At 39.8% G+C, this 26,045-nt stretch carries 23 protein-coding genes, 2 pseudogenes and 1 riboswitch; of the genes and pseudogenes, 20 read left to right on the top strand and 5 right to left on the bottom strand.

The genetic code is table 11. The annotated features are described in order from the left end of the window. Positions 1-43: 43 nt before the first annotated feature. Both G8761_RS13845 and G8761_RS13840 read left to right on the top strand, forming a co-directional pair. Positions 44-1,504 (top strand): protein adenylyltransferase SelO, encoded by a 1,461-nt coding sequence (locus G8761_RS13845; RefSeq protein WP_166027618.1) that lies wholly within the window; start codon positions 44-46, stop codon positions 1,502-1,504. Positions 1,505-1,737: 233 nt separating this feature from the next. Continuing rightward, positions 1,738-3,297 (top strand): phospholipase C, encoded by a 1,560-nt coding sequence (locus G8761_RS13840; RefSeq protein WP_166027616.1) that lies wholly within the window; start codon positions 1,738-1,740, stop codon positions 3,295-3,297. A 157-nt stretch (positions 3,298-3,454) separates the two neighbouring features. On the opposite strand, the gene G8761_RS13835 is transcribed toward G8761_RS13840, so the two are convergent. Continuing rightward, positions 3,455-4,276: a YitT family protein gene (locus G8761_RS13835; protein ID WP_166027614.1), complete on the bottom strand. Its 822-nt coding sequence runs from the start codon at positions 4,274-4,276 to the stop codon at positions 3,455-3,457. A 166-nt stretch (positions 4,277-4,442) separates the two neighbouring features. On the opposite strand from G8761_RS13835, the gene G8761_RS13830 reads away from it, so the two are divergent. From G8761_RS13830 to G8761_RS13820, 3 genes are all read left to right on the top strand, one after another. After that, positions 4,443-4,733 (top strand): DUF5658 family protein, encoded by a 291-nt coding sequence (locus G8761_RS13830; protein WP_166027612.1) that lies wholly within the window; start codon positions 4,443-4,445, stop codon positions 4,731-4,733. A gap of 393 nt (positions 4,734-5,126) precedes the next feature. Beyond that, on the top strand, positions 5,127-6,386 hold the full coding sequence (locus G8761_RS13825) for an MFS transporter (protein WP_166027610.1): 1,260 nt from the start codon (positions 5,127-5,129) through the stop codon (positions 6,384-6,386). Between the two features lie 107 nt (positions 6,387-6,493). After that, complete coding sequence (locus G8761_RS13820; protein WP_166027608.1) at positions 6,494-7,933, top strand: amino acid permease; 1,440 nt, start codon at positions 6,494-6,496, stop codon at positions 7,931-7,933. Between the two features lie 274 nt (positions 7,934-8,207). Here G8761_RS13820 and G8761_RS13815 read toward each other — a convergent pair whose 3' ends face one another. After that, on the bottom strand, positions 8,208-8,438 hold the full coding sequence (locus G8761_RS13815; protein WP_243450015.1) for a hypothetical protein: 231 nt from the start codon (positions 8,436-8,438) through the stop codon (positions 8,208-8,210). Positions 8,439-8,583: 145 nt separating this feature from the next. Here G8761_RS13815 and G8761_RS13810 point away from each other — a divergent pair. The 8 genes and pseudogenes from G8761_RS13810 to G8761_RS13775 form a co-directional block, all read left to right on the top strand. Continuing rightward, positions 8,584-9,965, top strand: a pseudogene (locus G8761_RS13810) (L-cystine transporter). Positions 9,966-10,128: 163 nt separating this feature from the next. Next, positions 10,129-10,734 (top strand): TetR/AcrR family transcriptional regulator, encoded by a 606-nt coding sequence (locus G8761_RS13805; protein WP_166027606.1) that lies wholly within the window; start codon positions 10,129-10,131, stop codon positions 10,732-10,734. A gap of 24 nt (positions 10,735-10,758) precedes the next feature. Further along, a complete protein-coding gene (locus G8761_RS13800; protein ID WP_166027604.1) occupies positions 10,759-11,424 on the top strand; it encodes a DUF2306 domain-containing protein in 666 nt (221 codons plus the stop codon). Between the two features lie 181 nt (positions 11,425-11,605). Then, positions 11,606-12,583: a ring-cleaving dioxygenase gene (locus G8761_RS13795; protein ID WP_166027602.1), complete on the top strand. Its 978-nt coding sequence runs from the start codon at positions 11,606-11,608 to the stop codon at positions 12,581-12,583. A gap of 188 nt (positions 12,584-12,771) precedes the next feature. After that, a complete protein-coding gene (locus G8761_RS13790; protein ID WP_207789212.1) occupies positions 12,772-13,548 on the top strand; it encodes an amino acid ABC transporter substrate-binding protein in 777 nt (258 codons plus the stop codon). A 74-nt stretch (positions 13,549-13,622) separates the two neighbouring features. Then, positions 13,623-14,282: an amino acid ABC transporter permease gene (locus G8761_RS13785; RefSeq protein WP_166027600.1), complete on the top strand. Its 660-nt coding sequence runs from the start codon at positions 13,623-13,625 to the stop codon at positions 14,280-14,282. Positions 14,283-14,297: 15 nt separating this feature from the next. After that, positions 14,298-15,044, top strand: coding sequence for an amino acid ABC transporter ATP-binding protein (locus G8761_RS13780; protein ID WP_207789211.1), 747 nt, complete (start codon positions 14,298-14,300; stop codon positions 15,042-15,044). A 214-nt stretch (positions 15,045-15,258) separates the two neighbouring features. Next, positions 15,259-15,394, top strand: a pseudogene (locus tag G8761_RS13775) (glutaminase); the annotation flags it as partial. Positions 15,395-15,541: 147 nt separating this feature from the next. Here G8761_RS13775 and G8761_RS13770 read toward each other — a convergent pair. Then, positions 15,542-16,366 carry a DegV family protein gene (locus G8761_RS13770; RefSeq protein ID WP_166027598.1) on the bottom strand — a complete coding sequence of 275 codons (825 nt, stop codon included), beginning with the start codon at positions 16,364-16,366 and terminating at the stop codon, positions 15,542-15,544. Between the two features lie 100 nt (positions 16,367-16,466). Here G8761_RS13770 and G8761_RS13765 point away from each other — a divergent pair, with 100 nt between their 5' ends. Both G8761_RS13765 and G8761_RS13760 read left to right on the top strand, forming a co-directional pair. Next, positions 16,467-17,075: a class I SAM-dependent methyltransferase gene (locus G8761_RS13765; protein WP_166027596.1), complete on the top strand. Its 609-nt coding sequence runs from the start codon at positions 16,467-16,469 to the stop codon at positions 17,073-17,075. Between the two features lie 21 nt (positions 17,076-17,096). After that, complete coding sequence (locus tag G8761_RS13760; protein WP_166027594.1) at positions 17,097-18,185, top strand: threonine aldolase family protein; 1,089 nt, start codon at positions 17,097-17,099, stop codon at positions 18,183-18,185. 317 nt (positions 18,186-18,502) lie between these two features. On the opposite strand, the gene G8761_RS28260 is transcribed toward G8761_RS13760, so the two are convergent. Then, the gene (locus tag G8761_RS28260; protein ID WP_338000958.1) at positions 18,503-18,673 is read right to left on the bottom strand and encodes an NUDIX domain-containing protein; all 171 of its coding nucleotides are present in this window, start codon (positions 18,671-18,673) and stop codon (positions 18,503-18,505) included. Positions 18,674-18,853: 180 nt separating this feature from the next. Continuing rightward, positions 18,854-18,938: riboswitch (cyclic di-GMP riboswitch) on the top strand. Positions 18,939-19,097: 159 nt separating this feature from the next. Between G8761_RS28260 and G8761_RS13750 the strand changes: the two genes are divergently transcribed. The 3 genes from G8761_RS13750 (at position 19,098) to G8761_RS13740 (ending at position 23,702) form a co-directional block, all read left to right on the top strand. Continuing rightward, positions 19,098-20,126 carry a GGDEF domain-containing protein gene (locus G8761_RS13750; protein ID WP_166027592.1) on the top strand — a complete coding sequence of 343 codons (1,029 nt, stop codon included), beginning with the start codon at positions 19,098-19,100 and terminating at the stop codon, positions 20,124-20,126. A gap of 375 nt (positions 20,127-20,501) precedes the next feature. Next, a complete protein-coding gene (locus G8761_RS13745; protein WP_166027590.1) occupies positions 20,502-22,730 on the top strand; it encodes a putative bifunctional diguanylate cyclase/phosphodiesterase in 2,229 nt (742 codons plus the stop codon). A gap of 84 nt (positions 22,731-22,814) precedes the next feature. Further along, positions 22,815-23,702, top strand: a complete 888-nt coding sequence (locus G8761_RS13740) for a pirin family protein (protein ID WP_166027588.1) — start codon at positions 22,815-22,817, stop codon at positions 23,700-23,702. A 228-nt stretch (positions 23,703-23,930) separates the two neighbouring features. Here G8761_RS13740 and G8761_RS13735 read toward each other — a convergent pair whose 3' ends face one another. Next, positions 23,931-24,425: a GNAT family N-acetyltransferase gene (locus G8761_RS13735; RefSeq protein WP_166027586.1), complete on the bottom strand. Its 495-nt coding sequence runs from the start codon at positions 24,423-24,425 to the stop codon at positions 23,931-23,933. A gap of 181 nt (positions 24,426-24,606) precedes the next feature. Between G8761_RS13735 and G8761_RS13730 the strand changes: the two genes are divergently transcribed. Next, positions 24,607-25,527 (top strand): DMT family transporter, encoded by a 921-nt coding sequence (locus G8761_RS13730; protein WP_166027584.1) that lies wholly within the window; start codon positions 24,607-24,609, stop codon positions 25,525-25,527. 79 nt (positions 25,528-25,606) lie between these two features. Beyond that, positions 25,607-26,014, top strand: coding sequence for a response regulator (locus G8761_RS13725; protein ID WP_166027582.1), 408 nt, complete (start codon positions 25,607-25,609; stop codon positions 26,012-26,014). The last annotated feature ends 31 nt before the right edge of the window (positions 26,015-26,045 follow it).

Raw genomic sequence — 26,045 nt, 5'->3', positions numbered from 1 at the left:
AGAAACCATAAAGGGAAAAAGCCAATAAAGGAAAGGAGATACGATGATAAAAGAACAAGGATGGAACTTTGACAATAGTTATGCTCGACTGCCGAAATCATTTTTTACAAGTCAAAACCCGACTCCAGTAAGCTCACCAAAGGTAGTCATTCTAAATGATTCACTGGCAGAGTCTTTAGGACTGAATGCTGAAGAGCTTAAAAGTGAGAAGGGAGCAGCTGTATTTGCGGGAAACATTATTCCAGATGGTGCTTCACCTCTTGCCCAAGCTTATGCTGGGCACCAATTTGGCCATTTTTCCATGTTAGGAGATGGCCGGGCTGTACTGCTTGGAGAGCATATTACACCAGAAGGGGAACGGTTTGATATTCAGCTTAAAGGTTCAGGAAGAACGCGATACTCCCGTGGTGGTGATGGCCGTGCGGCTCTAGGACCGATGCTGCGTGAATATATCATTAGTGAAGCCATGCACGGTCTTGGTATTCCTACAACCAGAAGTCTGGCAGTAGTGACATCGGGTGAAACCATTATCCGTGAAACTAAACTGCCCGGTGCTATTCTCACCCGGGTGGCGGCAAGTCATATCCGAGTAGGTACTTTTCAATACGTTTCAACCTGGGGAAGTGTTGAGGAACTCAGGGCATTAGCGGACTATACTATTAAGCGCCATTATTCGGAAGTTGAAAAGGATGATAATCCATATCTTTCGCTGCTTAAGGAAGTAATTAAGGGCCAAGCAGAGCTTATTGCCAAATGGCAGCTGGTTGGTTTTATTCACGGGGTAATGAACACCGATAACATGGCCATAAGTGGTGAAACCATTGATTATGGCCCTTGTGCCTTTATGGATACCTTTGACCCGGCAACAGTATTCAGTTCGATTGACCGGGAAGGACGTTATGCATTTGGAAATCAGCCGTATATTGGCGTCTGGAACCTTTCGCGTTTTGCGGAAGCCATATTGTCGCTTCTGCATGAAAATGAAGAGAAGGCTGTTGAATTGGCAGAGGCTGCGCTTTCTAGTTTTTCTGATTTGTTTCAAAAGTATTGGCTGGATGGAATGAGAGCTAAACTTGGACTCTTTAATGAAGAAGAAAACGACCAGGCCCTTTTTGCTGATCTTCTGAAAATGATGGAGAAGTATAACGCGGATTATACCAATACCTTCATAGCATTAACATTTGATAAGCTGGAAGATACAGTGCTTAACGGAACACCTGAATTAGCTGAGTGGTATGAAAGGTGGCAGACAAGATTAGGGAAGCAGGAGGAATCTAAGGACGCCTCAGTTCAACTCATGCGGAACAGTAATCCCGCAGTGATTCCTCGAAATCACCGGGTGGAAGAGGCACTTGAGGCAGCCGAGAAAAAGGGAGACTACAGTGTCTTGGAACGGCTGCTTAATGCCCTCTCTGATCCTTACGCCCACTCTCCTGAACAGGTTGATTATTGTACACTGCCACCTGACTCGGATTATCCTTACCGAACCTTTTGTGGTACATGATAAACGTCTTGCAGATGTTGTAAAATATATGAAATATAATATTTCTAAAAAAACATGCCTAATCCCTTAGCAGATTAGGTTTTTTTTATGCAATAGAGGAATTTTTTAAAAAGAATGTTTGTAATAATATTTAAAAATTAATTTTCAATAACGTAACGTTATTTTAATACCGCCTTTACATAAATCTATTAAATTATAGATGATAGAGAGGAAAATCTTTAGGAGGCGTTTTTATGGATCGGAAGAAATTGGCTAAAGTTATTAACGTTCTGAGTGCTGCAGCTTTAGGTACTATCTTGGCGGTATCTCCTGCAGTGAATAAACAAGTTAATGCCCAGGACAATAAAAAAGAAAGCGTACATTCTAAGGAAGCAAAGGTGCAAACAAAGACACCGATTAAACATGTGGTGGTTATTTTCGGTGAGAACGTATCATTTGATCATTACTTTGGTACATATCCCTACGCCTTGAACATTAAAGGTGAACCGAAATTTACCGCTAAAGATAATACCCCAGAGGTTAATAATTTAATAACTCCAAAGGATTATAACGGGACCCAGCCAAATATTTCAAAAACCAATCTGATTACCAATAATCCCAATGCCGCAAACCCTGTACGCTTAGATCGTTCCCAAGCCATGACTGCCGATATGGACCACGCGTATCATGATGAAATAGCTGCTGCAGATGGCGGAAAAATGGACAAGTTTGTTGAGACCGTCGGAAAAGGCAGTGATCCCAAAATCGTTATGAACTATTATGATGGGAACACGGTCACTGCTCTTTGGAATTATGCCCAAAACTTTGCAATGAGTGATAATTCCTTTGGAACTGTATTTGGTCCATCGACACCTGGCGCCATAAACCTCATTTCAGGTGAAACAAACGGGTCAACCTTATATGACAAGAACGGCCAAAAAGAAACCGGCGATGTTAAAAATGAATATGAAAATAGAACAGTCACAGGGGATCCGAATCCATATTTTGATAAGGCTTCAACTGGCGTAACTGCTGCAATGGATGATACAAACAAAAATGTTGGCGATTTGCTTAATGTAAAAGGTATTACTTGGGGCTGGTTCCAGGGTGGCTTTGCTGATCCAACTCACAAGAGTACAAATATAGGCGGAGCGCAAGTGACTGATTACAGCCCGCATCACCAGCCATTCGAATATTACAAGTCCACCGCCAACCCGGACCATAAGGCTCCAAGTTCGTCAGAAATGATAGGGAAGCAGGATCAGGCCAACCACCAATATGATATGAAGGATTTCTGGACTGCTGTTGATAATGGGAATATGCCAAGTGTGAGCTATCTTAAAGCTCCTATGTATCAGGATGGCCATGCAGGTTATTCAGACCCATTAGATGAGCAGCAATTTATTGTCAATACGATTAACCATCTGCAAAAAACACCTGAGTGGAAAGATACTGCCGTAGTGATAGCATATGATGATTCAGATGGCTGGTATGATCATGTTTATGGTCCAAACAACGGTCAAACGGTTGAGTCGGGGAAAGCAGGGTATGGTCCAAGATTGCCGCTGTTAGTAGTCTCACCATATGCAAAGAGCAATTTTGTAGACCATACAGCAACGGATCAAACTTCTATTCTTAAATTTATTGAGGATAACTGGAATCTGGAGCGTATTGGCGGAGGATCCCTTGATGCGAAAGCTGACAGCATTGAAAATATGTTTGATTTCAAAAAGGGACCACATACTCAAAGACTTTTCCTTGATGAAAAAACCGGTGAGCCTATTAAAGGAAGTATAGATCGGGATAAAAAATAACAAAACGATCAGCAATAAAAATAAGCAACCGAAAATATAAAAGGGCCTTCAGGTTATAGGGAAGGCCTTTTCAGGTTATTTTCATAACGGATAAAAAGGAGGTCCATTTAAGCGGGCTGAGAAAAATCTATATATTGATCAACATAAGGGATTTTTCTTAGCTCTTTCGGAAGTGTCCCATCACTTCAAGTGTCTGCGTTATGTTTACAAAGGCCTTGGGGTCGGTCATTTTAATTGTATGTTTGGTTTCATTTAATTCGTATTTAGTAATAACAGTTGTGAGAATTTTTTTTGGTTTATGGGTATAGGCACCTTCCGCGTCAGTAATGGTAACTCCTCTAGCGTGTAAATGAATTAGGGCGTCACTAAGCTCCTGATATTTTTCCGTAACTATCGTTAAGGTTAATTTGTTTTGAGTTGTATAAACCATATCCACTGCACGGCCAGATACATAAATAGCGATAATCGTATACAACGTAATATTCCAGCCAAATACCAGCCCCGATATACCCACAACGATTAGATTCATACAAATATTCATTAACCCAACCTGCAGGTTTTTTTTTCTGGCAAGAATGAGACTGACAATATCCGTCCCCCCAGTAGAACCACCAATCCGAATAATGATACCAACGGCAATTCCATAAAGTGCACCGCCAATAATCGATGACAGCAGAATATCATTGCTAATCGCATGTATAGGAATGTATTTCATACTAAAGGACATCACCAGGACGGAATAAATGGTAAGCACGATAAATCTTTTTCCTAAGTATTTAATGCCAAGAAGCAAAAGGGGAATATTGATGATTAAAATGACCAATCCAGTATTAATATGTAAAAAATGATGAACAAAGAAAGCAATCCCGCTGACACCGCCGGATGCTAATTTATGTGGGATGAAAAATGTATTATAAACAAACCCAAAAAGAGCAGAGCATAACCCAATCAATATGATATGGAAGGTTAATCGGAACAAAACAAACACCTCATTCTAATCCTCTTCAAGATAGTATGAGACAAATTGGTTCATTTTAGTGATAAAAGAACCTCTTGCGGGTATTTATGTAAGGAAAATATGGATGGAATATAAACTGAGCTTGGGAATAAACTATCCTAAATTGTCATCCGGGAGGGTAGAGGCCATGAAAAAATGGGGTTTCTTACTTGCTGCCTTAAATTTATTCGATTGTCTAAGCACATATATAGGGATGAAACTGCACCTCTTCAATGAAAGTAATCCACTTTTAGCAGGAATGCCTCCTGAGGGGATTGTCTTCCTGAAAACCTGCCTAAGCCTCGTATTGTTGTATTCTTTATTTAAAATTGACCTTAATAAGCAGGTCTTTAAATTTTCATTAATAGCCGTATGCAGTGTGTATTCTGTGGTAGCTGTTATTCATCTTTATTGGATGAGTATTGTTTGGCCTATTTAATAAAAAAAGTCGATACTAAAATAATGAAAATAGTAAATCCAGTACTCATTCGTTTAATAACTGACCAGCGTCTTTTCAGCCCTATATTGTAAAACCAGTGGAAGAAAAAATAGCAGACAAACAATCAAGCCTCCAAAGACGCCTGATGCAATAATTTGTGATGATAGGATTTTAGTTCTTAGAGCAGATAATAACCAGTGATTCTTTAATACATGAAAATCTTGGAATGGCAAGTGCCGAATATGTGGTTTACTCGAAAAATTAAAAACACAAAAATTGTTGGGTACTTAAAATAAACTGGATACTTTTCTTTTTTTAGTTTTTAAAATGTTGAATAAAGCAAATTAGGAGTATAATCAAAATTAATGATTTTACTAACAGGAGATTTCGATAGTGGAAAAGCAGAATAGCAAGTATAGATGGATTGTTTTTTCGTCCGTATTGTTGGCTTACTGTTTGATTGTAAGTCAAAGGACGGCGCCAGGATTAATTTCGGATCAATTAATGAAGGATTTTAATGTTTCAGCTTCTGTAATTGGATTGCTGACGAGTGTACAGTTTTTTGCATATGCAGGTTTGCAGATTCCCATTGGGATTTTATCTGATCGTTTTGGACCAAATATCTTTCTTATTGCAGGAACTCTTATTAACGGTTTAGGTACCCTGGTTTACAGTATTGCCCCTAATGAGCATGTTCTTCTTATCGCCAGACTGATGGTGGGGATAGGGGATGCGACTATTTGGGTCAATTTAGTGCTAATTTTAAGCCAATGGTTCAAAGTAAAGGAATTCGTTGGATTGCTGGGTATTGCCGGTATGAGCGGCAGCCTTGGATTTTTACTCGCGACCTTTCCATTTTCCGCGTGGATTGCGTCTGCAGGCTGGAGACAGCCATTTCTAATTTCAGGAATTGTTCTATGTCTAGTGGCTTTGCTTCTATTTGTAGTGCTTGTTAAAAAACCCAAACAAATGAACTTTATTGTACCAGCTAAAAAAGAGCGTAAACGTGAAAACTTACTAGGACTCTTAAGCCGTGTTTTTTCTACTAAACAAGCTTGGGCCACCTTCTTTTGCCACTTTGGTGCTGTAGGTACATATGTAGGATTTATTGGTTCTTGGGCGGTGCCTTATGGAATGCATATATACGGAATGACCAGATCCCATGCCAGCCAGCTGATAATGCTTGGTCTGATTGGAGCAATGATTGGCGGTCCGCTATCTAGCTGGATTACAAACCGGTTAGACTCGATTAAACGTCCATATATGGCCGTCCATATCCTGATTGTCTTAAGCTGGGCCGTGTTCCTATTATTTAATGGGAAGCCTCCATTCTTCCTGTTAGTGACCCTGTTTTTTATTATTGGTTTCGGTAATGGAGCCAGTGCGCTTACCTTTGTTGTAGTCCGTCAGTCATTTAATATAAAAGAGGTCGGAGTAATCTCGGGATTTGCCAATACAGGAGGATTTTTGAGCGCTGTCCTTCTGCCTGTGATTTTCGGGAAAGTGCTGGATCATTTCCATTCCAGTTCTGTCATTACAGGCTATCACTTTGGATTTATCATTCCCGTTGCCTTTGCTATTATGGGCTTAATCGGAAGTATCTTAATTAAAGAGGAACAGAAAGCGAAACAGACAAGAGAACAGTTGGTTTAAAGCAGAGTAGACACTACTCTGCTATTTTTTTTCGAATCTTTTTCTCCTATTGAGTAAAGAATAATTTAGACATCAATTTTCAAAAACAGGTATGGGAGAGAAAGGTAATGGAAAATACACGTAAAGGACTTTCTTCATGGCATCTCACAATGATGGCTTTGGGAAGTGTGATTGGGGGCTCCTTTTTCCTCGGATCTTCAGTTGCCATTCATGCTGCTGGGCCATCTACTATTTTGTCATATATATTGGGTGGAGTACTGGTTTATCTAATCCTCTACGCTTTGTCGGAGATGACTGTAGCAAGTCCGTCTGTCGGATCCTTTAGCAGCTTTGCAGCTCAGCAGCTTGGGCCGGGAACAGGTTTCGTTGTAGGCTGGCTATATTGGACAGGCACCATTATTTCCATGTCCAGTGAAGGGACGGCAATATCAATTCTAGTTAGAAATTGGTACCCTCATGTATCCATCGGAATATTGGGAAGCATTATTATTATTGGTGTAACTCTGCTTAATCTCTTGGGCGCTCATTTGGTAGGAAGGCTTGCAAGCGGGCTCTCCTTCGTTAAAATATTTGCGATTATCTTTTTTATCATTACGGCGATCGTCTTAATTCTTGGATTGCTGCCTGGAGCGAAAGCAATTGGTGCTGGTGAAATATTAAGAGAACCAATAGCGCCAGGAGGTATAAAGGGTATAGCCGGAAGTATGCTTCTTGTTGTTTTCGCATATGCAGGTTTTGAGATTATTGCATTGGCCGCTACTGAGACAGAAAACCCAACAGAAACAATACCTAAAGCGATTCGTAATACCGTTATTGGCCTTGTTGGCTTATATCTGCTTTATGCACTGGTATTAATGCCACTGATTCCAACAGCGTCACTATATGAAGGAAAGAGTCCGATGGTACAATCCTTAAATAGATGGGGCATTACCTGGGCTGGTTCAGCAATAAATGTGGTTTTGATTTCCGCGAGTCTCTCGGCCATGCTTGCAGCTATTTTCGGCCTAGGAAGAATGATCAGGTCTCTAGAGCTTGAAGGCCATGCGCCGAGATTCCTTAGAGATGAAACAGACGTGCCTTATAAAGGAATCATCTTTTCAGGGGTTGCCATGCTGTTAGGATTAGGATTCGGACTATTGTTTCCAAGGGTTTATTTAGTTTTAATAACGACAAGCGGTTTCACATTAATTTTTACCTATGCAGTGATAATGGCAAGCCACATTAAATTCCGGAAAAAGCATGGATGCCCTCCCGGGGGAGTTTGTCAAATGCCGGGATTCCCATATACATCCTGGATTGCTTTAATCAGCTTGGTCATTGTTTTGTTAAGCATGCCGTTAATAAAAGGACAAACAACAGGACTTATTGCTGGAATCGTATTGGTCATTTTCTTTGGATTAATTTATTTAGCCATGAAAACACGCTTCCATGCCCGTTCTAAAAGAGAGGAAGGGTATATTGTCAAAAGGTATCAGCCTGAATTACTGACCGAATACTCGGAGGAGCTTAACGGAAAAGTGGATATAAAACAGAACGATAAAGATTGAAAAAGCTGCCAGGAATCATCCAGGCAGCTTTTTTATCGTTTTGGAAATTACAGATTTTTACCTTGTGGATAGCTCCGAACTCGGTTATTGTAATCTAGCTTCAGCGCCTAGCCCCTCGGGGTCATAAGCCAAATCACTTCAGAAATCAGGACAAGGAACCCTTCGGAAGCATCCGCCTCGCACGAAGGAAAAGCTTTAGCTTTTCCGAGGATGACTACGTGATTCGTCTTATGCCTGTTGGGGCTAACCAGGGCGCTTGCACCTTTTTATACTTCTAATGAAAAAAACCTAATGCGTATTTTACACTTTCCTGTATGTCCTTTGTTTCATATGCTTCCATATCCTCAAAGGTAATTTTCATCTTTACATCTTCAAGTTCATAACCGCTGTTTAAATCAATATTAAGCAGTACCTCAAAGCCATCTGCCACTTCATTGGTTTTAATAATGCTAAATGTCTGAATAGATGTACCAATCTGGTCCTGATCAAACATATCTGACAACAATTTTCATACCTCCTTTTCCTTTCTGCTTCAAATTTAGGTTACACCATATTACCGGGAGCAATGCAGTTTTATTTTAAAGCATACCTGTCAGGTTGGAATAATAATTTTTCACTATTCATATGTTGTTAAAAAGGAGGGGTGAAGAATGAATATCTTTTTGATCATTGTTAATCTCGCTGTTTTTCTGCTGCTATTAGCCGGTTTGTTTAAGCTGCAAAAAAAGCATGTATCCTTTTCTAAACGTGTTTTCACTGCTTTGGGGTTAGGTATTATCTTCGGTTTTATTATTCATTATATTTACGGAACAACGGACGAGGTAACAGTAAAATCTGTTGACTGGTTTAATGTGGTAGGTATCGGTTATGTAAAGCTTCTTCAAATGATTATCATGCCTCTTGTATTTATCTCAATCGTCAGTGCCTTTACAAAGCTTCAATTAACGAAGAATATTGGGAAAATTAGCTTCCTGGTTCTCGGTATTTTGCTTGGAACGACCGCCATTTCTGGAGCAATTGGAATTGGTTCTGCATTGGGATTTGGCCTTGATGGTGTACATTTAAATTCCGGAGATGCCGAAGCTTCCCGGAATGAGCAATTACAGCAAACCTTTGCGACAGTAAAAGATGCAACTCTTCCTCAGCAAATAGTCCAGCTCCTGCCGGCCAATCCATTTCAGGATTTAACCGGTGCCCGTCCGACCTCAACGATTGCAGTTGTTATTTTCGCAGCCTTTGTTGGTTTTGCTTACCTGGGAGTAAATCGAAAGGAGTCTGAAACGGCTGTCCTTTTTTCAAAGGCTATTGATATGGGTTATTCAATTGTAATGAGGATTGTCAGGCTGATTCTCCGCCTTTCACCGTACGGGATTTTTGCTATAATCACCAGAGTAGCTGCAACGAGTGATTATGCTGCTATAGCCAAATTAGGCACATTTGTTATTGCATCCTATGTGGCGCTTATTATTATGTTCCTTGTCCATTTATTGCTGCTGTCATTAGCAAAATTAAGTCCTATATCTTATGTAAAAAGGCATTACCTACACTGACCTTTGCTTTTACTTCACGTACCAGTGCCGGAACTTTGCCTATGACTATTAAAACGCAGACAAAGGATTTGGGTGTGTCAGAAGGGATTGCCAACTTTGCCGGATCGTTTGGTCTGTCAATTGGGCAGAATGGCTGTGCAGGGATATATCCAGCCATGCTTGCTGTAATGGTCGCCCCTGCTGCAGGAGTAGACCCAACCAGCTTCTCCTTTATCATCACCTTGATCTTAGTAGTCATGATAAGTTCTTTTGGAATAGCGGGTGTAGGGGGAGGAGCTACCTTCGCGGCTCTTATCGTATTATCGGTGATGAACCTTCCGATTGCTATTGTTGGTCTGTTAATTTCGGTTGAGCCACTAATAGACATGGGGCGTACAGCATTAAATGTTAGTGGGGCAATCACTGCCGGAGTCCTGACAAGTAAAGCAACCGATGAATTTAATCATGAAGTTTATAAACAGCCTGATATAGTTGAAGCATAAGCTAAAGGTAAAACCGGGGATACTCTGCCCCGGTTTATTTGTCGAATTTTTTTATAAAAATCCCTATAATAACTAATTTACTAATATGGAAAAAGATGTATAATTAACGTTGTTAAATAAATTTAACAGTGTTAAATAAATGCATCAGGAGTGAATTTTTTAAATGGGCAGAAGAGAAAAGAGGCAGCAGGAAGTAGAAGAAATGAAACTGGATATTATCAACGCGGCAGTACAGCTATTTACATCAGAAGGTTATAAAAATGTATCGATGAGAAAGATTGCTCAGAAAATCGAATACTCACCTACTGCCATCTATAACTATTTTGCAAATAAGGAAGAAATACTGCAGCATCTTTTAAGTTATAGCTATCGGATTTTTCTTAATAGCCTGGAGGAGGCGGTTGCTAAAAGTGAAGGAAGCAGTGAGGAAGAAAGGTTAAATGCAGCTTTATATGGTTATATTGGTTTCGGATTAAGCAATCCAGATTATTATCAATTCATTTTTATAGGCAATATCGATCAGCAGCACCAGATGGATTTACCAAATAATGACCGCTACAAAGGATTTCTTTTGCTAATGGAATCTGTAAAAAGGGCTATGGATTCCAAAGTTATTAAAACGGCCGATGTCCAGCTTGTGTCACAGTCTATCTGGGCTTCATTGCACGGGATTACATCTTTATTAATAAAGTTTCCAGGCTTTCAATGGAATAATGAAAATTCATTAATCCGGTTCCATGTAGAGGCCATCCTAAAAGGTATCAAATAGAAAACAAGGTTGGGGGAGATATGATTGGCTAAACGAAGAGTAAATGTTTGGGTCTTATTATGTTATCTGGTAATAGCACTATTTATGGCATATATCGTTATAGCATATGTAGTAATGGATCCAAAAAAAACGGGGATTATAAGCGGAAAGTTTGAAAGCATAAAGAACTTTCCCTATGATGTCTGGAAGTATTTTTTATTTTTCCATGTAACCACAGGTTCCATTGCGTTGATTTTAGGGCCTTTTCAATTCTTAAAATCGAGCAGAAAGAACAAAAAGATCCACCATACTATTGGAAAAACCTATATGACTTCAATTTTTCTAAGTGTTCCAGCAGGTATTTATCTAGCATTTTATGCAACAGGGGGACTAGGCTCTGGAATTGGATTTGCTTTTCTGGATATCCTCTGGTTTGCTTCGACCTTTATGGGCTATAAAAGAATACGGCAGCGCAATATTCAAAGTCACCAGGAATGGATGCTGCGAAGCTATGCCATTACACTAGTATTTGTGACGTTCAGAATTTCAATGCCGATCTCTGTGTTTATGCTGGGATTAGGATTCTCAATTGGATTTCCTCTTGCAATTTTCATATCAATTGGATTTAACTTAGCCCTGGCAGAAAGGTTCCTTCGCACGAGGAATAAGAAAACGATTCGAAATACCAACCCTATACAAGTTAACAGTTAAACTAAGAGGCAGCAGTCCGATGACTGGCTGCCTCTTTTGACTTTAAAAAGAATCCATGATAAAATTACTTCGAATTAAAGATATTGGAATTAAAGATAATTTTCAAAATAAGATTAGAATACCTGGTAAAGGAAATATTAAAGTGTATATTCCTGATCCAGTTAATAATGGAGGTTCTAAAATGAACGGATTAAAGGGGATCCACCACGTGACTGCGATTACAAGCAGTGCGGAAAAGAACTATGAATTTTTCACCTATGTTTTAGGAATGCGTTTGGTTAAAAAAACGGTTAACCAGGATGATATCCAGACCTACCATTTATTTTTTGCAGATGACGCTGGCAGCCCGGGTACTGATATGACTTTCTTTGATTTTCCGGGAATTCCAAAAGGTATTCACGGTACAAATGAGATTTCAAAAACAAGCTTCCGTGTGCCAAGTGACGAAGCACTTGAATATTGGGTTAGTCGTTTTGACCGTCTGGAAGTAAAGCATACAGGTATTAAAGAACAGTTTGGTACCAAGACTCTTTCCTTTGTAGACTTTGATGACCAGCAATATCAATTAATTTCCGATGAGAACAACGAAGGGGTTAAATCAGGAACTCCATGGCAGAAGGGACCAATTCCTTTAGAATATGCGATTACTGGCCTGGGCCCTATTTTTGTGCGAATCGCTAACTTTGATTATTTTAAAGAGATGATGGAAAAGGTTCTCCTATTCAAAGAGATCGCAAAAGAAGGAGCCTTCCACTTATTTGAGGTAGGTGAGGGAGGAAACGGAGCGCAGGTAGTAGTAGAATACAACGCTATTTTACCTCCTGCTCAGCAGGGATTCGGTACAGTACACCATGCTGCCTTCAGGGTTGAAGACCGTTCTGTACTGGATGAATGGACTAATCGTATGGAAAGCTTCGGCTTCCAGACCTCAGGTTTTGTAGATCGCTACTTCTTTAAATCATTGTACTCAAGAGTGGCTCCGCAAATTTTATTCGAGTTTGCGACTGATGGACCAGGATTTATGGGTGATGAGCCCTATGAAACACTTGGAGAGAAATTATCGCTTCCTCCATTCCTGGAACCAAAACGCGAGCAGATTGAAAGAATGGTTCGCCCTATTGATACGGTCAGAAGTACTATTGAATTCGCTAAAGAATAATTTTTTGGAGAGAGGCTTCCCAAAGTGGGAAGGCCTCTTTTTAAATCCATTTTTTACATATAGGTGAACAGTGAAAAATGACCCATTTTTATGTTGTATTTTAGTATGTTAAAGTGTTATAATGTGCTAGTCTGATAATATGGTAACGTACTAAAGTGTTATTAATTAATTAAAGGTGGTCTTTTATAATGAAACGTATAGCTACATTTCTTCTTATAATTGCAGCAGTTTTCTCCGTTGTAACTGGCTGTTCTTCTAAAACAGATACCGGTAAGGACAAAGAGATTGTCATTGGTATTGATGACAAATTTGCTCCAATGGGTTTCCGCGATAAAGATAATAAACTAGTTGGTTTCGATATCGACTATGCAAAAGCAGCAGCTAAGGAAATGGGAACAAAAGTGAAATTCCAGCCAATCGACTGGAGCACAAAGGAATCTGAGCTTAGCAGTGGCCGTATCGACCTTATATGGAACGGATATACCATTACTGATGAACGCAAAAAGAAAGTATTATTTACAAAGCCTTATTTGAAAAATGCACAGGTAGTCGTTACTCTTGCTGATTCAAAAATTGCAAAGTTAAATAATCTGGCAGGCAAGAATGTAGGTATTCAATCTATGTCTTCCGCAGCAGATGCCTTGGATGCTAATCCAATCAAATCTAAGATCAAAAATGTTACAGAGTATAAAGACAATGTTACCGCACTTAGTGACTTAAAGTCAGGCCGACTGGATGCAGTAGTAATTGACGAAGTTGTTATTAAGTACTATATGTCACAGGAAAAAGATAACTACAAACTCCTTAATGAATCACTTGCTCCGGAAGAATACGGCGTAGGTGTTAAAAAGGGTAATGAAGAATTATTAAACAAGCTTCAAAAAGCTTTGGATAAAATGAATAAAAACGGCACAGCCGCAAAGATTTCAACTAAGTGGTTTGGCGAAAATAAAGTTCTAAAGTAAAATAGAGTTAAAGAAAAATGAAACAAAACAGGATTTCCTTCGGAAACCCTGTTTTGTTTGTGGAGGAACAATTTATGTCCGCAGATTATTTTAAGACGATTATTGTGCCCATGCTGCAAGGGGCCGAGACGACAATCCTGCTGTTTTTGATTGCCATTGCTGTTTCAATTCCGCTGGGCTTTCTGTTAACGCTGGCAGTAAGGAGTAAATTTAAACCATTGTCCTTACTTTGTCAGGGTTATATTCATTTGATGCGCGGTACGCCATTACTGCTGCAGCTATTATTTATATGTTTTGGTCTTCCGCTGATTCCGGGAATTGGCCAATACCTTGTTTTGGACAGGTTTGTCGCTGCAGCACTTGGTTTTACTTTAAACTATGCGGCTTACTTTGCTGAAATCTTCCGTGGCGGGCTTTTGGCCATTGATAAGGGTCAATATGAAGCATCAAAAGTTCTGGGTTTGAGCAGATGGCAAACCACCAGAAAAATCATCCTTCCGCAAATGTTCCGGATTGCCCTGCCGGCTGTTGCCAATGAATCCGTGACATTGGTCAAGGATACAGCTTTACTATATGCCGTTGCCGTGCCAGAGTTATTGCACTTTGCAGAGACGGCAGTTAACCGTGATTTTACCATCATGCCTTTTTTCTATGCAGGTGTGATTTATCTAATCATTACGTTCGTATTAAGCATGTTCTTTAGATGGCTCGAACGCAGATTTAAATTTGAATAGGAAGGAGTGGTGAAGTTGGCTATTATTGAAGTGTCCAATCTTAAAAAGTCTTACGGGAATCTGGATGTACTTAAGCAGATTACCTTTGAAGTAAATAAAAAGGATGTGGTTGCTGTCATCGGCCCTTCCGGCTCCGGAAAAAGCACCATGCTCCGCAGTCTTGTCCATCTCGAGGAAATAGATGGGGGCAGCATCCGTGTTGCTGATGATTATCTAGTGAAGGATGGGGTTTACTCGAAGCCTCAGGATTTAAAGAAAATCACTTCTCGTATGGGAATGGTTTTTCAGCATTTTAATCTGTTTCCGCACCTTACTGTAACAGAAAATCTGGAAGTTGCCCCAAGAATGTTAAAAAGGGAGTCACCAGTCGCAATTAGGCACCGAAGCACTGAGCTTTTGAAAAAAATCGGGCTCACTAATCGGGCTGATGCTTATCCAGCCAATCTGTCAGGCGGACAAAAACAGCGTGTCGCTATTGCCCGGGCGCTAATGCTAAACCCAGAAATTTTACTATTTGATGAACCTACTTCAGCACTTGACCCAGAATTAACTGGAGAAGTGTTAAAAGTAATGAAGGATCTCGCTGAAGAGCATATGACGATGGTAATTGTAACGCATGAAATGGGCTTTGCTAAGGATGTTGCAAACCGGGTTCTTTTCATGGATAATGGCCAAATAATCGAATCTGGACATCCTGACGATCTGCTGACAAATCCTCAGCATGACCGGACCAGAGCGTTTCTTAATAGGAGTTTTAATTAAGCGAGGGGACCGGCTGATGCCGGTCCTTTTTATGTGAAAATAGAAGTTTAGGAAAAAGTAGTAGAAGTTTAGGGAAAAGTAGTAGAAGTTTGAGGGAAATAGGTAGAAGTTCTCCTTGGAAAGGTAGAACATGTAAGCGTGGCCTTCGTTCCTTTTTTGTCGTTTAGAAAATTTCGTCGTGCAGTGAAACTTCGGATAAGTGCACATACATCTGATAATGGGATCCGTACCCGGAATGTGCGGCATCGGAGTTTTTGGCCCGGCCGGCCCTTGATCAAAAAGGAAACAGCATTGCGGGCATCAATCCGCTCGAACGCTTATCAACAAAGTACAATTTAAGCATGTTTTAAAATTGACCTTAATGGCTGTTTTTTTATCCAGGGTGTTACAATGGCTTAAAAGCACTTTCTACTGGCTCTTAGAGTTCTAAATGGGCAAGAGCGGGCAAAGGTATATTCAAGAAGAAAGCTCATCCATTTTTCGGATGAGCTTTACTTTTAAAACGATATAATCATTCCGCCTTTTCCCGCGTAGGTGCCCATGGTTGCACCCATATAATTCAGGATCACTTTTTTTGGCTGGAACTGGCGGATGATCTCCTGCTTTACTTCTTCGGCTTCTTCAAAATTTCCGGTATGGGTAATGCCAAAGGTAATATTGGAAAAGTCCGTTTCTCTTTCTCCGATAATCTCGTAAACCCGTTTAAGGAATTTCTTTCTGCCGCGAATTTTTTCCTTCATCACTACCTCTCCCTTAACACCTTCAAGGATAACCTTTATGTTAAGGATTTTTGCCAGAGAACCCTGGAATTTACTCAAACGTCCGCCTTTTACAATATTCTCTAAAGTATCCAAAAGAACAAGAATATTCATTCTTTCCCGGAACTTTTTCAGTTCTGCAAGGATTTCATCCATAGTATGGTCTTTTTCTGCAAGTTCAGCTGCCAAAAGGATTTGGATTCCATGGGCCAGCGATCCGGCCAATGTATCCCAAACCGTAACTCTTGCATTGGAAAGTTCCCCGCCAAGACAGGCAGATTGATATGTTCCGCTCAAACCGGAAGAGATAGTGAAGCAGAGTAATTCCGTATCGCTGTCAAATTTTGAGAAAACCTCTGAAAAGGATGCCGGCGATGGCTGCGAGGTTTTGGGCAGATCGTCTGAAAGGAACATTTTTTCAAAAAATTCCTTTGGTCTCAAATCAATCCCTTCCCTATAATCCTTTCCTTCCATTGTGACAGTTAAGGGAACAACGGTAATATCATGTTTTTCAAGCAATTCCTTAGGTAAATCTGCTGAACTGTCCGTTATAATTTTTATCATTTCTTTATCCACCTTAGCCTAATCATTTCTAAACTGTTATAGTTTAATTATATCAATTAGTATTATTTAACATAAAGATTTAACTCTGATAGGAGTCACCATGAAGGAACATGACTATGATAAATTACTCAATATCAAAACTGAGGGAGGGTTAAGGCTGGTAAATGGTTCAGTCCACTACCATCCGTATGAACCAACACCTTATAGCGCTCTTGAGAAATTGTTTGAGACCTACGAGATAAAAGCCGATGGACAAGTCGTTGACTTTGGCTGCGGAAAAGGAAGGTTAAACTTCTATATCAATCATTTTTTCGATGCTGCCGTAACGGGTATTGAAATGAATAAGGATTACTTTGAGGATGCCATTAAAAATAGAAAGTCTTATCTTCAAAAACACAAAAACAGGGAGAATAAAATCCACTTCCTCCAGCTTTTTGCGGAGGAATATGATATTGATTCCCGCGATAATCAGTTTTACTTTTTTAATCCGTTTTCGGTGCAGGTATTTATAAAAGTTTTAAACAATATCCTCTTATCGATAGAAAAAGTTGCGAGGGATATTGATTTGGTATTCTACTATCCATCCGAGGATTATATTTTTTATCTGGAAAACCATACAGCCTTTAAGCTAATAGAGGAAGTTAAGCTTCCGGATTTGTACGAGCATAATCCAAATGAAAGATTCTTAATTTATCGTTTATCATTTTAAAAATAGACAGGGGTACATAGCATGGGAGAGGAACTGTTAAAAGCCTTTAAACAGACAAAACACCAATTACCCGGTAATGGGTTTAGAGAGGCTGGAATCCTGAAAGAGGCATTCAAGGATGTGGACGGGCACCTTGAAAGTGATATGTATGGAGATGGGCAGATTATAGAGGACTTCCAGAACAAAATGGGCGAGTATTTGGGGAAGGACACGGCTGTATTTTTTCCAAGCGGAACAATGGCACAACAGATTGCATTAAGAATCTGGTGTGACAGAAAGGGAACAAAGAAGGTAGCTTATCACCCGTTATGCCATCTCGAAATCCATGAACAAGATGGACTAAAGGAATTACATCATATTGAGCCCGTTTTGCTTGCAGATAAACATAGAGTAATCTGTCTGGAAGACGTGACATCCATGGATGAGGATATTGCATGCCTGCTGCTGGAGCTGCCCCAGCGTGAAATCGGTGGACAATTGCCTGACTACCAGACTCTTGAAAACATCTCCGTTTATTGCCGTGAAAAAGGGATTAAACTTCATCTGGATGGAGCTAGATTATTTGAAGTTCTTCCATACTATGAAAAAACAGCAGCTGAAGTTTGCAGCCTTTTTGATAGTGTCTATGTTTCTTTTTATAAAGGAATTGGCGGAATTGCTGGTGCCATCCTTGCAGGAGAAAAGGATTTTACTGAGGAATCAAAGATATGGAAAAGGCGCCATGGCGGGGATTTAATCAGCCTTTATCCTTATATTATTAGCTCAGACTATTACTTTGACAAAAGAGTTAATAAAATGGGGCAGTATTATGAGGAATCAAAGGAACTGGCTGAGTACTTTAATAACTGCGAGAATGTATCCACATTGCCTCAAACGCCCGTTTCAAATATGTTTCATGTTCATTTTAGTGTGGCTAAGGAAAGGCTAGTGCCGATCCTGGCAGATATTTATAAAGAAACAGGCATCGGCATTACCGGGAACCTGAGAGAAACAGGAGAAAACTCCTGCTACTTCGAACTAAGCATCGGGGACAACTACGGTAATATTCCAAAAGAGCAGATTGAAAAAGTATTCGGCTTGCTTGATGAAAGAATCAAGGCTTTATCGTGATTTAATAAGAGGATGCCCAGGGGCTTTTTTCCTCTAAATAATAGAATGGGCGTGGCAGCAACGAAATGTACTTTTCGGTGGAAAGACTGAAGAGCTATTCTCTTATCAGTTTCTCCACCGCAGGGACATCGGCCGGAGCCCAAACCAGCGAGCCGAGATTTTCTCTCTTTAGCCATATAGGCTTGGAATGTTCAGAAGGCTTTGGTATGTGTTTAACCACTTTGCTTTTAATCGTAATCAAATGAATAGTAAAGAATTCGTAGTTATGAATGTTTTCATGAAAGACATCAATGGGATTGATTTCACAGCCCAGTTCTTCAAAAAATCTCTCTACTCAGGGCGGTAAAAGGATCTTCTCCTGGTTCTGAATTTCCGCCCGGGAATTCCCACAAGTTCGGCATAGACATTTTGGGGGCCCTAAGTGCACATAATTTTTCCCCCTCCTTATTCTCTATTAGGGCTGCAACCACTTTAACTGCCTTTTTCAAAGAAATGCCTCCGTTCACCATATTGTCCCTACATCATATCAAGACAGGAAAATACAAACAAATAGGCTTGGACTGATTAATAAATTCTAATGAAAATTTTGGTAATCTAATGCCTTCTACCCTATTGAAATGTCTATTTTTATATATTAGAATAAATACATAGGACTAAATACCCAATAATAAAAGAAATGGCAAACTTATCGAAAGGTAAGGACGCAAAGCTATAGGGGCTAAAGTTAAACGACAAAGCCAGCCAGTTGCCGATCATAGGATGTTTATTTTCGGCTAATCTTTTTGGATTAGCTTTTTTATTTTAACTGATCAGAATCTATATCTATAAATTCTGAACGTATATGCAAAAACCTGGCATTCCAAAATGGCTTGGCGGATTCCAGGTTTTTCTAATCAAAAGGTGGGAATAACGATGGAGTCACTAGATAACTTAAAAAGAAAAATTTATCTCTGGATCATCCCATTTATTATTTTAGCTTTAATTATCTTTAGTATTGTCCATCCTAATCCTGCAGCCAGCGGTCAGTTTAACGAAATGGTAACACCTATTCTTTTCTGGATTATGCTAGTAAGCTGGTATATGATTTTCCAAAACATTTTCTTTCGTGCAATAGAATATATGAATCTGGCAATCATCAGTTTGGCTCATATAGCTTCTGTTTATGATTCTATTTATCACTTAATGGCAATGGGGAAACCGGGTGCACTGGGGATTTCGGTAATCTGGACTCCTCTAGTATTTATTCTGTTTTTCCTTACCCTGCAATCGAAATTGGGATTAATTTATTCGCTTATTATCTTTGCGGTAACTCTTGGTTTCAGCATGTTTAATCTTAATCATATTCCAGCTTATTATTTGTTGCCGTTAGTACAATACTATATAGCCAATATTGTTTATATCGTTATACTCTTCTTTTTTCAAAAGGTATTTAAAATGCATGGAGAGATGGAGCTTTTAAAAAGAAATGCGTCAGTGGATGCCTTAACCGGAATTGCAAACCGCAGCCAGATTGATCTTTGGCTTGATGAACACGCGGAAAAAGCAACCAGACTAGGAACCTCTTTTTCTATTATCTTTTTTGATATCGACCATTTTAAAATGGTAAATGATGAATTTGGCCACAAAGCGGGGGATAATGTATTAAAAGAGTTTGCCCAGCTTATTAAGGAATTTCTCCCGAACACAGGCTTTTTTGGGCGTTGGGGCGGAGAAGAGTTTCTTATCATTTTTAATGGTCCCTTGGAAAAGGCTGCCGAATGGGCTGAGGGCTTGAGGAAAGAAATCAGCCGGTATCAATTTACTGTTGGCGGCATTCAAACGGCCAGTTTTGGAGTTACCGATTTTCATCCTGGGGAAACAACGGATTCTATGCTGGGAAGGGCCGATATGGGACTATACGAATCAAAAAACCACGGGAGAAATCAAATAACACTCGTTTAAGTTTACATCTTAACTTTCTTTAAAGCGTCCTTGGGTACATACGGACGCTTTTTTGTTTTGGCTCTGGTATTAAAGCTCTATATTGATTTTTCCCTAATGGGCGATTTCAAGGGACCTATTCAATGACCTGCGGGAAAAGCGGTCCAAGGGAGACCCCGCAGGTGCATAGCGCCGAGGAGGCTCTCGGACAGCCCGCGGAAAGCGAGCGCCGGGAGCGGAAATCAACAGGCAAGATTAACAAAGCCTTGTTTTTTTAGTAAGTCCTTATTAACAGTGATAACTTGCATTGTCGTAAATAAGATTTTCTGATATGTTAGAGTAAAGGGTCGAAATAGACTGAAAATTGACGTTACCTGCTGCTGGGGGACATTTTAGATGAAAGTAAAAAATCAAATTCAAAAATATAATGTGACAATCATATTAGGATTTATCGTTATAGCTGAAATTTTTGATGAATTGGTATCCACCTTTTTTAATTTGAAAAGGCCATCTGCATTTATAATCGATATTTTCGTACTTGTTCTTTCAACAACATTGGTTTATTTGATGCTGAAGGGAATTAACAAAACTTCATCAGAGCTCCAGAGAAACAGAAGAAGGCTTAAGAATATATTTGATACACTGGATGTTGCCATTTGGTCGCATGATCAAACAAATAACCTATTAATTTCACCAGGTATTGAAAAATTATATGGGTACTCCATGAGCGATTTTTCTCAGGACCATTTGCTTTGGAAAAAGGTTATCCATCCTGATGACCTGCCCGTATTAACTGAACGGGAAAAAGTACTTGCTGAAGGAAAAGCGGTGACAAGTATATATAGAATCATCCGGCCTGATGGCGAAGTGCGCTGGATTCAGGACAGAGGGATTCCGCTCCTGGACGAGAAAGGTACACTAATTGATTTTAACAGTGTTCTATTTGATATTACAGACAAGAGAGAAAGCGAGGAAAGGTATCGCAGTATCGTAGAAATGTCGCCTGATATTATAGCTGTATATAGCAGAGGAAAGATTGATTACATAAATGAAGCGGGCTGCCGGCTATTTGGTGCAGCCGACCAGGAAGAATTGCTTGGAAAACCTATCTCATATTTGATTCCTCCGGATATTTTAGAGGAAATTAAAAGCAGGGAATTAACCATAGAAGATAACTTTGAAGATAAGATGCAGTTTGAATTTAACATGGTACGCCCTGATGGAAAGGGTGTAGAAGTTGAGATGACTGCGATGCCAATTCTTTTTGAAGGAAGAGTGGCAAGGCAAATTGTTGGAAGAGATATTTCAGAGCGTAAAAAGGCGGAAAAAACGATTGAGTATATGGCTTATTATGATGTGCTTACTGGACTTCCAAACCGAAATATGTTCAGGAAACACCTAACCGATGCATTAAATAGGGGGGAAGGTACCAAACTGGCTGTCCTGTTTCTAGATTTAGATCGCTTTAAAATTATTAATGATACAAAAGGGCACACCATTGGTGATCTTATTTTACAAATAGTCGCAAAGAGGCTTAAAAATGCGGTGCGGCAAGATGGAATCGTATCTCGGCAAGGCGGGGATGAGTTTTTAATCCTGGTTGAAAATGCGGACAGGCAGGATGTCTTAAAAGTGGCAGAACGTATTCTCGCAGAATTTTCATTTCCACTGGATATAGAAGATCAGGAATTCTTTGTAACACCTAGTATTGGAATCAGCTTGTTCCCGGGTGATGGAAATGATGAAGAGGCACTAATTAAAAATGCTGATACCGCCATGTATTTGGCAAAAGATCGCGGGAAAAATACTTATCAATTTTACACCTCGCTGCTTCATGGGGTATCATCTCATAAGATGGAAATGGAGCACGGTATAAGAAAAGCGCTTGAGCGAAATCAGTTCGTCTTATTCTACCAGCCTCAGATTGAACTGGAGACTGGGGATATTATAGGAATGGAAGCACTGGTACGCTGGGAGCACCCGAAGCAGGGCTTTATTTCTCCTGGTCAATTTATTCCCCTTGCGGAGGAAACAGGGCTTATTGTGCCGCTGGGAAAATGGGTGCTGAAAAAAGCATGCGAGCAGATGAAGGAATGGCATGAAAAGGGAATTAGCAAAATTCCGGTTGCTGTAAATATATCAGTCCGCCAGTTCCAGGAGGATGACTTTGTAGACTCAGTGACAAGGATCCTTTTTGAAACCGGGCTGGACCCACATTACCTAGAATTAGAAATTACGGAAAGCATCATGCAAAATATTGAAAGATCAACCGTCATTCTCGATCAATTAAAGAAAATTGGCGTAAAAATTTCAATTGACGACTTTGGAACTGGGTATTCTTCGCTTAGCTATTTAAAACATCTTCCTATCGATAGTATCAAAATTGATAAATCTTTTGTGGATGACATTATCCAGCATTCTAACCAGGGTGCCATGGTAAAAACCATAATAGATATGGGTCTTAATTTGCAATTCTTGGTCATTGCTGAGGGGATAGAGACTGAGAAACAAGTCCTGTTTTTAAAGGCAAATGGGTGCAGAATAGGGCAGGGTTATTTTTACAGCAAGCCATTACCGCCTGATCAGGTGGAAGGGAAGTTCACACCGGCTGTTTCTTCCAAATAAGGAAAAGGGAAGCATCACTGATGTTTCCCTTTTTATATTCGGACAGGAATAGTGATTTTTTTGTAAATATAAGTTAAATTAATTATGAAGCTTAGAATTACAAAGGGGGCAAGCTTTGTGGCCAATTTTCAAAGAGACATAAAAACGAAGTGGAACGTACAATACGAAGAAAGAGGCTATCCGCATATTCAGGCAGGATTAGTATTAAATCCGGAGCGGTGGAGAGAGCTGGATCCGTTTATCTTAATGGCAGAGGATTGGTTTAAGCGGGGAACCTTTGGCGACCATCCGCACCGAGGCTTTCAAACGATTACTTATATTATAGATGGAAGGCTCGAGCATATTGATAATCATGGCGGCCATGATGTTCTTGAATCTGGAGATGTTCAGTATATGAACGCCGGTTCTGGCGCAAGGCATGCGGAAGAGGCAGTCGAAAATGATATTGTCCATAGTCTGCAGCTATGGCTTAATCTTCCGAAAGAATTGAAATCAACGAATACCTCCTACCAAAATATATACTACGATGAGACTCCTTCTGTATCATTTGAAGGAGGACAAATGAAACTCTATGCAGGAGAAGCAGGGGGAGTGAAAGGGCCGCTTGAACCGCTTGTTCCTTTTTCACTCGCTGAGATATCGCTTCAAAAAGGTGCAAGCTTCACTCATCAACTTCCTGAAAACCACAACGCTTTTATATACGTTTTGAGTGGGGAAGTGAAAGTTGGAAGTGAGGGTGAAACCATTAGAAAAACTGGAGCAGCAACACTTACCTTTAATGAAGATGGACAGGGGACAAGTGAGCTTCTCTTAAAAGGGAATGAGCGTTCTAAAGTCCTCGTTTATTCTGGAAAGCCAATTAGGGAAGAGGTTGTGGCATACGGTCCATTCGTTATGAATTCAATGGATGAAATCCGCCAGGCCTACCGTGAGTATCAGGAAGGCAAATTTGGCAGCAAGGTAGAGTCATAAGGAAAAAGAGGTTGACCGGCGGGCCAACCTCTTTTCGTATGTGATTTTGATAAATAGGCATTTTAAGTTAAATAAGCGTTTTAAAAACAGGTATGTCCAACTTCCCAATCCGAAATTAGCTAAAGGATGTCCGATTTTACCCAATGAGGGCTAGAGCTAAAAATGCACGACACTAGTAATTAAATGCCCAACCTGCAGAATCGATTGAATCTTACAATCGACCTTTGTCTACTTATTTAACAGAAGCTGAAAATAATCTACATCCTGCCACTGGTCAAATTTATAACCTACTTCTTGAAGGCGTCCGATAAAAGTGAAGCCAAATTTCTCATGCAGCTTTACACTGCTTTCGTTGCCGGAAGTTATTATGGCAATAATACTGTGGAATCCAAGCTGTTTCGCTCTTTCCAGTATTTCAGTTAAAAGAGTACGGCCAATTCCTTTTCCCTGATTCTCCTCTGAAATGTAAATGGAAACCTCTGCCGTTTTTGAATAAGCCTCTTTAGGACTAAACGGAGAAAGGCTGCAGTATCCGGCCACTTCTCCGGCAGATTCGGCAACTATAAGGGGATGGGAACCGCCATATTTATTAAACCAGGCCTTACGCTGATCGAGTGTCTGCTCCTCCAAATCAAAGGTTGCATTAAGGTTAACAATTGCATAATTGTAGATGTCTAACATAGCTGGCAAATCTTGAATAACCGCGTCCCGGATAAGTACCATTCAAACTTCCCCTTTAAATAAAATTGCTTTTACCCAATAATAATACACCCAGCTTACATAAAAAAGAGGTGTTTTTCGTAAATTCCTCTGTGAATAGTTTATGCTGTTTATTTAGGCACATATTTCGTGTGCCGTAATGATATACTCTATTTATTAAATTTCACCGGAGAGAGGCATTGTCTTGAAAAATTTAAAGATATACATAATGATAATGTGCGTCATGATTTCCTGGGGTTTTAATGTAGCCGTGCTTAAAATTCTTGTAAGCCATGCCAAGCCTGTAACAATTACATCTCTTCGAATATTTACGGCAGGAGTCACCGTGTTTATTATCCTGTCCTTCTTGAAAATTGTAAGGAAACCAACCAGAGCGGAATTAAAGTACATTATATTGGGCGGACTCCTTAATGTTGTGAGTCACCATTATTTTTTATCGACTGGTTTAAGCTATACTTCGGCAACCAACGGGGGACTGATTTTAGGCGCAGGCCCGCTGTTGACCGCTATTTTATCGACTGTAATTTTACGCAGAATGCCTACCTTTATCCGTTCAATGGGCTTTCTCTTCGGCAGTGTTGGTGTACTGTTAACGGTTCTCTCAGGCGGGAAGGGTTTTTCAGATTTGTCGATTGGGGACTTATTTGTGTTCATCTCAATTATGTCTCAGGCATTAAGTTTTATTTTGATTAGTAAAGCGGCTAAAACACTCGATCCTAGATTGTTAACAGGGTATATGCTTGTATTCGGCTCCGTTATATTATTTATGATAAGTTTGGTACAGGAGCCAGGCGCACTAAAAGAAATACCAAATCTGAGTTTTAATATTTGGCTTGCATTTTTGGGCTCAGCTATTATTGCTACAGCATTGGGACACATGCTTTATAATTATTCGATAGGAAAAATAGGACCTACGGAAGCATCGATCTTTTTAAACTTCAATACCTTTTTCTCTTTAGTGGGATCTGCTGTCCTTTTAGGTGAAAAGATAACACCTCATCACCTATGGGGCTTACTCTTTATTGTATCGGGAGTCCTTTTTGGATCAGGAACAATTGAGGAATTTCTTCAAAGGAAAAGGCATGCCCAATATCGCAATCTATAGTTAAAATATTTCTAATTTGGAAATTGAATTGTCTTCCAATGCTAGATTAAGATAATAGTCAGATAGATTAATATGGGGGGTGCCGGTTATTCAGCCAAGAATATTAATCGCAGAGGACGAAGAAGTTCTGCGTAGTTTATTATGCATGTACTTTCGGCGCGAAAATTATTTGATTGAAGAAACGGATAATGGTGATGATACATTAAAAAAAGTATTATCTTCCGACTATGATTTAATTATTTTAGATGTCTTAATGCCTGGAAAAGATGGGATTTCTGTTCTGCAGGAATTAAGGGCGGTAAAGGATACGCCTGTTTTTATTCTTTCCGTAAAGGGCGGGGGCCAGGAAAAACAGGAAGCCATCCGGATAGGGGTAAACGACTATATCCAAAAGCCCTTCAGTCCAGGTGTTTTTGTAAGTAAAGTTAAAGAGTTTATTGAAGCAAGGTCCCGTGAAAACCAGAAGGCTTTGAGTATCCAGATATAAAGTAAAAAACGCTTCGGCTGCTAGCCGGGGC

It is taken from the genome of Neobacillus terrae (assembly GCF_011393025.1).
GTDB classification, from domain to species: Bacteria; Bacillota; Bacilli; order Bacillales; family Cytobacillaceae; genus Neobacillus_A; species Neobacillus_A terrae.
This window is presented reverse-complemented; position numbering and strand designations above follow the sequence as displayed.